10 protein-coding genes and 1 pseudogene are annotated in these 11,620 nt (G+C 35.6%); 5 read left to right on the forward strand and 6 right to left on the reverse strand.

Annotated features, from left to right (window positions below; genetic code table 11):
* Nucleotides 1-105 precede the first annotated feature (105 nt).
* Nucleotides 106-798 (forward strand): AIM24 family protein, encoded by a 693-nt coding sequence (locus AAHI02_RS05655; protein WP_346985831.1) that lies wholly within the window; start codon nt 106-108, stop codon nt 796-798.
* Between the two features lie 37 nt (nt 799-835).
* Here AAHI02_RS05655 and AAHI02_RS05660 read toward each other — a convergent pair whose 3' ends face one another.
* The 5 genes from AAHI02_RS05660 to AAHI02_RS05680 all read right to left on the reverse strand — a co-directional run bounded on the left by AAHI02_RS05660 (nt 836) and on the right by AAHI02_RS05680 (nt 5,295).
* A complete protein-coding gene (locus AAHI02_RS05660) occupies nt 836-1,339 on the reverse strand; it encodes a DNA-deoxyinosine glycosylase (RefSeq protein WP_346985832.1) in 504 nt (167 codons plus the stop codon).
* 186 nt (nt 1,340-1,525) lie between these two features.
* Nucleotides 1,526-2,197 (reverse strand): hypothetical protein, encoded by a 672-nt coding sequence (locus AAHI02_RS05665; protein WP_346985833.1) that lies wholly within the window; start codon nt 2,195-2,197, stop codon nt 1,526-1,528.
* Nucleotides 2,198-2,312: 115 nt separating this feature from the next.
* On the reverse strand, nt 2,313-4,307 hold the full coding sequence (locus AAHI02_RS05670; protein WP_346985834.1) for a S9 family peptidase: 1,995 nt from the start codon (nt 4,305-4,307) through the stop codon (nt 2,313-2,315).
* 151 nt (nt 4,308-4,458) lie between these two features.
* On the reverse strand, nt 4,459-4,803 hold the full coding sequence (locus AAHI02_RS05675; RefSeq protein ID WP_346985835.1) for a phage holin family protein: 345 nt from the start codon (nt 4,801-4,803) through the stop codon (nt 4,459-4,461).
* Nucleotides 4,804-4,872: 69 nt separating this feature from the next.
* A complete protein-coding gene (locus tag AAHI02_RS05680; RefSeq protein WP_346985836.1) occupies nt 4,873-5,295 on the reverse strand; it encodes a PaaI family thioesterase in 423 nt (140 codons plus the stop codon).
* Nucleotides 5,296-5,421: 126 nt separating this feature from the next.
* On the opposite strand from AAHI02_RS05680, the gene AAHI02_RS05685 reads away from it, so the two are divergent.
* Both AAHI02_RS05685 and AAHI02_RS05690 read left to right on the forward strand, forming a co-directional pair.
* Nucleotides 5,422-6,171 (forward strand): AraC family transcriptional regulator, encoded by a 750-nt coding sequence (locus AAHI02_RS05685; RefSeq protein ID WP_346985837.1) that lies wholly within the window; start codon nt 5,422-5,424, stop codon nt 6,169-6,171.
* Between the two features lie 27 nt (nt 6,172-6,198).
* Nucleotides 6,199-7,365: an NAD(P)/FAD-dependent oxidoreductase gene (locus AAHI02_RS05690; protein ID WP_346985838.1), complete on the forward strand. Its 1,167-nt coding sequence runs from the start codon at nt 6,199-6,201 to the stop codon at nt 7,363-7,365.
* A 63-nt stretch (nt 7,366-7,428) separates the two neighbouring features.
* Here the strand turns inward: AAHI02_RS05690 and AAHI02_RS05695 are convergent.
* Nucleotides 7,429-9,547: pseudogene (locus AAHI02_RS05695) on the reverse strand (DNA topoisomerase 3).
* 823 nt (nt 9,548-10,370) lie between these two features.
* On the opposite strand from AAHI02_RS05695, the gene AAHI02_RS05700 reads away from it, so the two are divergent.
* Both AAHI02_RS05700 and AAHI02_RS05705 read left to right on the forward strand, forming a co-directional pair.
* Nucleotides 10,371-10,655 carry a hypothetical protein gene (locus AAHI02_RS05700; RefSeq protein WP_346985839.1) on the forward strand — a complete coding sequence of 95 codons (285 nt, stop codon included), beginning with the start codon at nt 10,371-10,373 and terminating at the stop codon, nt 10,653-10,655.
* Between the two features lie 268 nt (nt 10,656-10,923).
* Entirely contained in the window at nt 10,924-11,604 is a 681-nt protein-coding gene (locus AAHI02_RS05705; RefSeq protein WP_346985840.1) for a GLPGLI family protein, read from the forward strand.
* Nucleotides 11,605-11,620 lie beyond the last annotated feature (16 nt).

The raw sequence follows: 11,620 nt of genomic DNA on the forward strand, positions 1-11,620 counted from the left end.
TAGATACCCCTTTGTCAAGTTTTATTTACAATGAAACAAAAAACCGTGATTTTACGGTGAATATTAAACATTAAAATTGTATTTTGCAATTTAATTTTTACACCTATGAGCAAATATTCAATTGAATCTTTCGTTAACGAAACGAAAGAAAAGCCTGAACAAAGGGACTATTTTGAGCTGGAAAAACCTGCTCTTCTGGAAATCAACCTCAATAATCAGTCGGTTTGGACGAAGACCGGAAGTATGGTTGGCTATGTCGGAAATATCAATTTCGAAAGACAGGGAATGCTTTCCGGTGGTTTGGGAAACTTGTTGAAAAAAGCAATAAGCGGTGAAGGCGCAAGACTCATGAAAGCTGAAGGCACCGGAAAATTATATGTTGCCGACGAGGGTAAAAAAGTACGCATTCTTTATTTAAATAATGAATCGGTTTGTGTAAACGGAAACGATGTACTGGCTCATGAACAGAGCATAAAAAGCGACATCACGATGTTAAAAAGTATTGCAGGAGTTATGTCTGGCGGACTGTTTCAGGTACGATTGTCCGGGACAGGGCATATTGCAATCACAACGCACGGCGAACCTCTGACTTTAATGGTTACCCCTGACGCACCGGTTTTCACAGATCCTAATGCAACCGTAGCCTGGTCGGGAAATTTAACCCCGGATTTAAAAACGAACGTTTCCTTTAAAAGTCTTATCGGAAGAGGTAGTGGCGAAGAATTTCAAATGAAGTTTTCCGGAAACGGATGGGTTTTAATTCAGCCGTATGAGGAAGTTTACAGAATTGAGAGATAAAATTTAAGTATATAAATAATTTTGAACAGGAATAAAATCATTCCTGTTTTTTATTTAAAATTTCCAAAATTACTTTCCATTCTTCGAGCTTTTTTTCAAAAGAAACTGTATGAAGCGGACTTGTAGATGGCAGTAAAAATATAGGGATACTGAAATTTTTACCTAAAATTTTCTGTAAATTTTTAAATGATTTTCCTCCATTACAAAAGATTGCCCGGATATTCGGATGATTTTCCAGAAGTTCTTCAATTTGATTGGCTTCTTCATTTTTAATTTCAGAATCCAGACTTCCTTTTCTTTCACAAGAATCAATGACGTCCCAAAGTGCAATATGGTTTTTCTTCAGCATATCAATTCTTTCCGCATAATCTTCTGTAAATTTTTCATGAAATAATTCAAAAATGATTTTCCAGAATTTGTTTTGAGGATGGGCGTAATATTGTTGTTTTTCTAATGATTTTACTCCGGGAATTGATCCTAAAATCAGAATTTTAGAATTATTATCAATAATCGGAGGGAAAGAAGAAATTCTGTTTTGCATGAATTATAGATTTTGGCTAAAGCCTCATTGATTTGGTTAAACAAAAAAGCGGGCTAAAGCCCGCTCCTATTGATATTTTTATAAATAAGTTCAAATTTAAAGATCATTTAATTACAGTATTATTTTTTTTAACCAAACGCATTTTATAGCAGAAATAACGTTTTGAAGATGATAATTCATTATTAATTATTTCTTCCAAAATGGGACTTCAATCTTAAGTTTTTCGGGCAGTACTAAAGTTAAATCAGTTTTTTCAAATTTTGTAATTTCAAAATGATAAGTTTCGTTATATTTAAAATTAGCCAAATCAGAACTTTTAATCATGTATTTCTGATTACAACAGAAGTATGATTTTAATCTTTGAATAACCTCTTCAGATCTGCTGTATTCCATCGGTATTTCAAAAAAGTCAACTGCATTTTTCTCAATAAAAATATCCATTGTATATTTCTTTTTTCTTTTTTGCTTATCTTTAAATATATTCACTTTATAATTCAACGAATCAATTTTAACCACTTCAATATCATCATTTTTGTTAATATCTTTAATTGTTTTTGAACCTTCATGTTCAAAAGAATAAGCATAAGTGAAAGTTAATTGGGATTTCTCTTTAGAAACATAAAAATAATGACTTTTCTGAGATTCCTTATCATACATACTTGCAAGAAATCCATTTTCATGATTTTTTAAATGAAGTTTTTGACCACTTTTAGAATCGTAAAAATAATTTCCTATCCAAGTATTTTCTTTAGCTGATGTTTCCTTAGAAGTATTTTCAACAAAATAATCAAAATGATAAGACTGCGAAAAAAGAAAGTTGATGAAAAAGAGAAGTAGGAAAGAGGGTGTTTTCTGCATTAGAGTTATTAGTTTGTTTCTTTAAAAATAATAAATTTACTATTTGTAACAATAATAAATGGGTATTAAAAAAGCACATTTTCTAATACCCAATTTTTTTATTATTTATTTCAAATTACAATGTTTCTTTCAGCCAGTCAAAGAATTCTCTCTGCCAAACCAAACCATTTTGTGGATGAAGCACCCAGTGATTTTCGTTAGGGAAATATACTAATTTGGATTTCAACCCTCTCAGTTTTGCAGCCTGAAATGCTTCCTGTCCCTGTTCGTAAGGAACCCTGTAGTCGATTCCGCCCTGAACAATCATGATTGGTTTATTCCATTTATCAACAAAATTACTTGGATTAAATTCCGTATAAGCTTTTGGAAGTGGTTTTTCCCATGGCGAACCAAGATCCCAGTTGGCAAACCAAAGTTCTTCTGTAGTCAAATACCAAGATTTCATATCAAACAAACCGTCATGAGCAATAAAAGTTTTGAATCTGTTTTCATGGATTCCTGCGAGCATAAATACACTGTAGCCACCATAACTTGCACCTACCGCTGCTACTCTTTCGCCATCAACATAAGGTAAGGTTTTCGCATAATCGGTTGCGGCAAGATAATCCTTCATAGGCTGCCCGCCCCAGTCTTTGGAAATTTCTTCATTCCATTTTGTTCCCCAGCCCGGCATTCCTCGTCTGTTTGGCGCGACGACGATGTATCCGTTGGCTGCCATTAAAGCAAAGTTCCATCTTGTGCTGAAGAATTGAGTTAATGCAGATTGTGGTCCGCCCTGACAATATACCAAAGTCGGATATTTTTTATTGGGGTCGAAATTTGGTGGGTAATGAAGCCAGACTCCCATTTCTTTTCCATCAGTGGTTTTCACCATTTTAAGTTCAGATTTTCCCTGAGAAAGACTTGCGTAAACCTCTTTATTCACATCTGTCACCTGCTGCATTTCTCCATTTTTAATATTTACAGAGAAAAGATCTGTCGCGTGGTTGATGTCTGTTCTTCCTACTAAAAGCGATTTTTTCTGGTCGGCAAAAATTTCATTGACATCAAAATCACCTTTTGTGATCTGCTGAACTTTAATATTTTTCGGATCTAAAGAAAAAAGCTGTTTCGTCCCTCTGAAAGCTGCCGTGAAATAAATCATTTTTGAATCTGCGCTCCAGAACACATCTCCGGAAACACTTTCGTCCCAGCCGGCAGTGAGATTTGTTGTTTTACCGGTTTTCCAATCAAGGATTTTCACGTCATTTTTATCAGCTTCATATCCGTCTCTTGCCATACTCTGCCAGATCAGGGCTTTACCGTCCGGACTGAATTTAGGATTAACGTCATATCCTTTATTAGATTCCGTTAAGTTCTTAGTAGCCCCTGTAGCAAGATCATATGCGAAGATATCTGTATTGGTACTTGTAGAATATTCTTTTCCGCTTTTAGGTTTTGTAACATATAAAAGCTGGGAAGAATCCGGGCTCCAGATAAAGTCTTCGGCACCACCGAAAGGTCGCTGCGGAGAATCCCACATTTTGCCTTCCAGAAGATCTTTTGCGACATCTGCTTTATCCGAAACATTTACCACAAAAACATGGTTGTATTTTCCTTCGTTAAAATAGTCCCAGTGTCTGTGATTCAGGTCTGTGTAGACTTGTGCGGTAGTTTTCGGGGTATCAGAATATTTATCTTTCCCCATTACTTTTTCCACCAAAACCTGTTTGCTGAATGCTATTTTTTTACCATCCGGAGATATCACTATATTATCAGCTTCACCAATGGTATAGAATTCTGTCCATGTTTTTCCGCTGTCTTTTGACAAGAAAATTTTGTCGCCTTCCTGTGCATAAAGTCCGTTTTTATCCCATTGAATCAATGCTTTTTTACCTAAATCCACTTTAGCAGACTGGTTATTAATTACATTCAGAAAATAGTTTTCGCTTTTGGTTTTTTCTGTTTTAAGATCTACCTGTCCTACTTTGTAAATAAGCGAAGACTGATCGGGTGAAACTGCCTGTACTCCTACTTTTTTTAAAGTCCAGAGAATTTCAGGTGTCATTACTTTTTGTGCATTCATTAAGAGCGGCGCTGCCAAAGCCAGCAGACTGTACTTAAATTTCATATTGATTTCGTTTTTTGATTATGCTATAGAATTCCATAATCTTGTTTAATTCAAAGGTTCCAAAGTTACTTATTTTTAAGATTTCATGTATCATTTAAATAAAAAGAGTGAACCGAAATTCACTCTTTTCAACCTTTAGTATGTATTTGATTTAATCTTTGTCGGAGAACATCGAATTGGCAAGAGAAGTTACCAACGAAAGAAGAATACTGAATATCAGTGCCCACCAGAAGCCGTCGACTACCATACTGTCAATAAAATAATCTGCAATAAGAATGATGACTGCGTTAATCACAAGGGCAAATAATCCCAGTGTAATAATCGTTAAAGGTAAACCTAAAAGATTAAGGATGGGTTTTACAATCAGGTTTAAAATTCCCAAGACGATGGAAAAAATAATCGCACCTCCAAATCCTGAAAAGTGAACACCCGGTAAAATCATAGTGAGAAGATAAGCAACAATTGCTGTTACCAGCAGACGAATAATTAAGTTCATAATTTTTTTTTAGTTCATTAATTTGTTTAAAACTTGCTACATTAAATATACTATAAATTCCTTAAAAGTTTACTTTATTTTCATCATCGTTACCAATGAAGTAGCCACATGACTTTCAGATTCACCGTTTTCGTCTATAGTGTAAATTTCTGTACGGATGACACTAATCTTCGCGCCACCTTTTATGACATACGACTTTGAAACCAGCGCATCACCAATCGCAGGCCTTAAATAATTGACTTTCAATTCTACCGTCACCACATAACAATCTTCATCATAATGGCTCACGGCAGCATATCCTGAAGAAACATCTACAAGCGAAGCAATCATCGCTCCATTGAACATCCCGGCTTTTCTTGTCATAATATCCATTTTAGGAATCTTCATGGAAATGAAGTCGGTTTCGAATTCCAAAAGTTCGGCTTTGTAGAATTTTAATGTTTCTGAACGGCTAAAGCTGTCAATGATCAGTTGTTTTTTCTCCGGAGTCATTATTTTTAATTTAAAGCAAATGTAATATAACCTGAAAAAACGTGAAAATTTTCATTTGCTATTCATTATAAAAAAGAGAAACTGTAAATTCGTTTATCCAAAACATTCTAGGTTAAAAATCATACCATGAGCAACGATTTAATATATACGTTCATCAAACCGGAAAAATCGCTTACCGATTTCGTATATGGCTATTCTTCGTTGCAAAACCTGTCAACATTCAAAGAGGGTGTGATCATTCCCAATGGAAAAATTGATCTGCTTTTCTGTAAAACCACCGGCAACAGGTTTCAAATTGTTTTAATGGGACTGGAAACCAAGCCCAAACCGATGCCTGAAACGGAATTTTCCCATTTCTTTGCCATTAGCTTTAATCCGCTTGCCCTGGAATACATCCTGCATCAGTCTATTTCCGAATTTGTAGACAGCGGAAAAGAATTGCCTGATAATTTTTGGGACTTCAGCATTGATGATCTCAACGATTTTGATAAGTTCTGTGAAAAAGCTTCAGAAAAAATTAAATCCTTATTGCCTCAGAAAATTGATGAAAGAAAAAGAAAATTGTTTGAACTTATTTTTACCACTCATGGAGAAATCAATGTTAAGGATCTTTCAGAACAAATTTTTTGGAATGAGCGCCAGATTAACCGTTATTTCAATAAGCAACTGGGAATTTCATTAAAATATTATTGCAAGATTTTACGTTTTCAGGCTTCTCTTTATCATATTAAAGACGGAAATCTTTTTCCTCAGCTTAATTTTACTGATCAGTCTCACTTCATCAAGGAAATCAAAAAGCTTTCCGGGGTTTCGCCTAAGGAACTTTTTAAAAATCAAAACGACCGATTTTTACAATTTTTGGTTTACCATACCTGATAATTTTGCAGCATAAAATTTAAAATTATGCTGATCAACAATAAATCAATTGCCATCGTTGGCGGTGGCCCGGGCGGATTAACACTGGCAAGATTGTTACAATTAAAAGGTGCCGAAGTAAAAGTATTTGAAAGAGATCTTAATAAAAATGCCCGCGTTCAGGGTTCTCCTCTTGACCTTCATGATGATTCCGGGTTAGCTGCGATTCGTAAGGCTGGTTTACTGGAAGAATTCAAACAAAACTATCTTATTGGTGCCGACAGGGAACTTATCATGAACGAAAATGCAGAAGTATTCTTTAGTGATCATGATTCCAAACCTGAAGAAGATTTCGGAAAAGGGCATTTTCGTCCGGAAATAGATCGTGGTACATTACGGAAAATTTTACTGGAATCTTTACAACCGGAAACGGTAGTCTGGAACAGCCATTTCGTTTATATGAAAAAACAGGGTAAAGGATGGCTTTTGCATTTCAAAAACAACACAACAGCTTACGCAGATATTGTCATAGCCTGTGATGGTGCCAATTCTAAAATCCGTTCGTACATTACTGACAGCAAAGCTTTTTACACCGGAATCACCATGCTTGAAGGAAATATTCAACAGGCAGAAGAAGCCGCCCCAAAAGTTAATGCTTTATTGAAAGGCGGAAAAATAATGGCTTTCGGGAACAATAAAAATCTTTTGATGGGACAAAAAGGAAACGGTGATATCGGTTTTTACGCCAGTTTTAGAACAAATGAAAACTGGGCATCAGGAAGCGGCCTGGATTATACTAATAAAACCCAAATATTAGATTGGTACAAAACAACTTACCCTGAATGGGACAGCATCTGGCTTGAATTGTTTGAAAATGCAGAAACTCCTTTTATTCCACGTCCTATTTACTGTATTCCTTTTGATCAGACCTGGAAAACACAGCCTAATATAACCATGATTGGGGATGCCGCTCACGTAATGCCTCCATTTGCGGGAGAAGGAGTTAATATGGCGATGCTGGATGCTTTGGAATTGAGTGAATGTTTGATTTCTGATCAATACGAGACTTTACAGGAAGCTATTTCGGTGTATGAAATTCAAATGCGAAAAAGAGCGTCAACGGTTGCAAAAGAATCTCTCGACAACGGAGAATTGATGCATGCTGAAAATGCTCTTGAAAATATGCTGAACTTTTTCAGGACAGCTCAGGAATAGTTAAGTAAAAAGGAGGATCATTTTAGAACGATCCTCCTTTTTTATATTTAAACCAGCCTATAATTATACAATGATTACATTAAACAGGTTGTCAAAGGATAAAATACCTTCTGCCAGACTTTCAGGATGACTGCTAAACCCTTTCAGCTTTGAGGTTTTTCCTTTTATTACTAAATCCATCAGCTGTTTATCGGAAAGTTTTTTACCAAAGATTTCGAATGAAACTTTAAAACCACAGTTTTTAAAATCTGAACATCCGACGGCTGTTTTCCCTTTCATGAGATGATGTTCTTTACATTTCGGGCATTTAATTTCTTCCCAGGACTGCTGCTCTTTTTTTGCGGCAGGTTCACGTTTTTTCTTTTCTTTAACTGCTTTTTCTTCTTCGAGATTGATCACTTTTCCTTTTCCGTAGACTACTTTTTCGGTAAGCTCTGTTACCATCCGGATGAGTTCTTCCTTAAAATGATTGGCTTCATATTCACCTTTTTCTATTTTTCGGAGTTTGAGTTCCCACTCTCCGGTAAGCTCGGGGCTTTTCAGAAGTTCGTCTTCAATGGTATCAATGAGCTGAATTCCGGTTTGGGTAGCGATGAGGTTTTTCCTTTTCTTTTCGATGTATTTTCTTTTGAAAAGAGTTTCAATGATATTGGCTCGGGTAGATGGCCTTCCGATTCCGTTGTTCTTAAGCAATTCACGAAGTTCTTCGTCTTCCACCTGTTTCCCGGCGGTTTCCATAGCGCGGAGCAGCGTTGCTTCGGTGTAGGGTTTAGGTGGTGACGTTTTGCCCTGATGAATCATAGGATCGTGCGGCCCGGTTTCTCCGACGATAAATTCAGGGATGGTTTGTTCTTCCTCTTTATCTTTTTCTTTCTCGGTTTCATCTTTAGGCTCTTTGGCATACACTGCTCTCCAGCCGGGTTCCAGAATCTGCTTTCCGCTGGTTTTAAAAGGAATCGTTCCTACTTTACCTTCAACCAAGGTATTGGAAATTTTACATTCAGGATAAAAAACAGAGATAAATCTTTTAGCAATTAAATCATAAATCAGTTTTTCTTCGCGGCTGAGATTTTGGGAAGGTGGTACTTCCGTAGGAATAATCGCGTGGTGATCGGTCACTTTGGTATCATCAAAAACCGTTTTGGATTTTGGAACAGGAGCTTCCAGTAAAGGGGAAACAAGCTCTTGATAGAACGTCATTTTTCTGAGGATGCCTTCTATTTTCGGATATAAGCTTTCTGATAAGTAAGTGGTATCTACACGCGGATAGGTGACATGTTTTTTTTCGTACAGACTCTGAATATAGTTTAATGTATTCTCTGCCGAGTAGCCGTACTTTTTATTGGCTTCTACCTGAAGACCGGTAAGATCAAAAAGTCTCGGATTTTTTTCTCTTCCTTCTTTAATTTCGAAGGAAACGATCTCAAAAATATTTTCCTTCAGATATTCAAGGCCTTTTTCGGCGCGTTCTAAGGTTTTTAAGCGGTCGATGGCAGCGTTAAAGATCACCTCTCTGTATCGGGTTTTCAGTTCCCAGTATTCTTCTACGGTAAAAGCGTCGATTTCTTTCTGACGCTGCACCAGCATGGCTAAAGTTGGGGTCTGCACCCTTCCAATAGAAAGAACAGCCTTATTTCCCCCGAACTTTTTTGGTAAAAAGCCTTGTTGCATTGATGCCTAAGAGCCAGTCACCCACGGCTCTTGCATTTCCTGCGAGATAAAGATTTTTATAATCTTCGGCAGGCTTTAAGCTGTCAAAACCTTCTTTAATTGCTTCTTCGGTAAGTGATGAAATCCAGAGACGCTGAACAGGTTTATTGCATTTCGCTTTCTGTAATACCCATCGCTGAATAAGTTCTCCCTCCTGCCCGGCATCCCCGCAGTTGATGACTTCATCACATTCGGCGACCAGTCTTTCAATGACCTTAAACTGATTTTCAACACCTTTGTTGGGAATTAATTTAATTCCGAAGTTGTTGGGAATAATCGGCAGCAGAAACAGATTCCAGGATTTGTACTGCGGACCGTAGTCATGGGGTTCTTTGAGGGTGCAGAGATGACCGAAAGTCCATGTTACGCAATAGCCGTTTCCTTCCATATAGCCCTGTTTAGGAGTGGTGGCACCCAATACTTTGGCGATATCTCTGGCAACACTTGGCTTTTCGGCAATACAAAGTTTCATGAATGTTCGGGGATTTTGAAGAGGGACAAAAATCGGGATTTTTTTTGGATTCTGCTAATTTGTTGTGGGTTGTTGGTTGAGAGTTGTTGGTTGATGGTTGAGCGTGTGGGTGATAGATTTTGAGATTGAGCAAACTTATGAGGATTGCATTTGCAGGCGCCGCAATATGGTTTGCAGGTGCAAGAATATTACTTTAAGTCGCAAGAATGTAACTCGCAGGTGTAAGAATATAATTCCAACACGCTCAAATTATAAATGCAGTCGTAAAAATATTATCCAGAGTTGCTAAAAGTATCGCCGAAGTTCTTAACATCATATTTAAAGTTGCTTGTTTATATCTGGAGTTGGAAGAAACTATTTTAGAGTTGCTCGTTTATTTTCGCAGTTGCTAAAATCATGTTTGGAGTTACCCATTTGTGATTGAAATTGTGAAAATCTATTTTACAGTTATTTTTTCATTATTGGCATTTTTCGCTTGAATACATCATTTTCTGAAAAATAATTATATACATCATAATATCCATTTTATAAATTAAAATTGTGCATTAAATGACCATATTTAAAAAATTATCATTTTATATCGATTATGTATTTTAATTTAAAAACAATAACAAATAAAGCAAATTATTAACATAATATAATAATTAAAATTACTCATTAATTATTGAAAAAATAATTTTAGATTTGAACAAATTATAATGATATTGCGCAATATGCATAAGGTAGGAGCTAACCCGAAAACCCGCCTCCGAAAGGAAAATTAGAATTTCTATGTTGAAATTTTAATAAAAAAAAGTAGGGAAAACATGACAATTATTAAATTATGATGAAAAATTTAATGCTAACTATGGCAATCGTAGTAGCTGGTATGGCAAATGCTAAAACAAACCCAGTAAAAAAAACAGAAACAACTTCCATTAAAAAGGAACTGAAGGTTTTTAAAAATTCAAAGTCTCAAAAGACTTTTAAAGCATCTGTGAAACTTTTAAAGCGACAGGTGTGGATTGCTGAAACTTCTTGCGGTATGATTGCTACAACAACTCAGGACTGGACACCAGCACAAGCAAATGCCTGGCTTGAAGCACTTGAATCTAACTATTGTAAATAAGAAATTGTGCACTTATAATACAATGTTTGCATTATAAGTGCAATGTATCATAAATTATGTATTACTGTAAAAAAACATTTCAGCTATTAGCGTTCTTTTTTTAGTACTTTACTTTTTTCTCAATTAAATAAAAAAGATAGTCTGCGCGGAGAGTTTATCTATGTATTAAAAGCTAAATTGAATACATTAAATCCTGATAATAAACACGAAGAATTTTTCTCATTGCAGATAAGTGATAATTATGCTTTTTTTTGCGAGTATTCAATCATTGAAAAGAGATTCTATATTTCAGGCAATTCCAATAAAAACTTTAGAAAACGGTGATCGTCTTTTAAGCTCAAAAGGAGTATCGGCACCAAAAACAAAATTTCCTTATACGATAATACAGTCCGGTGAAAGCTTACAATTTTTTCAAAGGGTTGCACTGTCACTACTTACTTATAAAGAGTCCATAATAAAAGATTGGGAACTTATTAATGAAACAAAAATAATTAATACAATTAATTGTAAAAAGGCTAAAGTTACTTACAAAGGAAGGAACTGGATTGTATGGTATTCAACTGAGATTCCATTTCCGTATGGTCCTTATAAATTTAGTGGTTTACCTGGATTAATAGTAAAAATAACAGAAGATAAAGGGGATTATGATTTTGAACTTGTAAAATCAACACCAAGTTCAAAATTAAAAGGAAAATTAGTAAACATATATGAAAACCGTTATACAAATGCTGTTGAAACAACTCAACCGAAGTTTGAAGAAACTTTGAAAAATGCAACTGACAATCCGCTCGGTGTACTTGCAAATTCTGATACCAATATCATCCAGGGACAGGAAATCATAAGGAATAGACAAAAGGAAAGAGAGAAAAATAAGGATGGTGAAAGTCCAATAGAATTAAATTATAATTCAAAAAAAGCTCCCTTAAAAAAGAGAGCTTACCAACAATAATTATGAAACCAGTTCA

This window comes from Chryseobacterium sp. POE27, from assembly GCF_039727685.1.
Taxonomy (GTDB): Bacteria; Bacteroidota; Bacteroidia; order Flavobacteriales; family Weeksellaceae; genus Chryseobacterium.

Coding starts and splice junctions, on each gene's coding strand:
- AAHI02_RS05655 (WP_346985831.1), top strand. CDS start 106: ATGAGCAAATATTCAATTGAATCTTTCGTTAACGAAACGAAAGAAAAG.
- AAHI02_RS05660 (WP_346985832.1), bottom strand. CDS start 1,339: ATGCAAAACAGAATTTCTTCTTTCCCTCCGATTATTGATAATAATTCT.
- AAHI02_RS05665 (WP_346985833.1), bottom strand. CDS start 2,197: ATGCAGAAAACACCCTCTTTCCTACTTCTCTTTTTCATCAACTTTCTT.
- AAHI02_RS05670 (WP_346985834.1), bottom strand. CDS start 4,307: ATGAAATTTAAGTACAGTCTGCTGGCTTTGGCAGCGCCGCTCTTAATG.
- AAHI02_RS05675 (WP_346985835.1), bottom strand. CDS start 4,803: ATGAACTTAATTATTCGTCTGCTGGTAACAGCAATTGTTGCTTATCTT.
- AAHI02_RS05680 (WP_346985836.1), bottom strand. CDS start 5,295: ATGACTCCGGAGAAAAAACAACTGATCATTGACAGCTTTAGCCGTTCA.
- AAHI02_RS05685 (WP_346985837.1), top strand. CDS start 5,422: ATGAGCAACGATTTAATATATACGTTCATCAAACCGGAAAAATCGCTT.
- AAHI02_RS05690 (WP_346985838.1), top strand. CDS start 6,199: ATGCTGATCAACAATAAATCAATTGCCATCGTTGGCGGTGGCCCGGGC.
- AAHI02_RS05700 (WP_346985839.1), top strand. CDS start 10,371: ATGATGAAAAATTTAATGCTAACTATGGCAATCGTAGTAGCTGGTATG.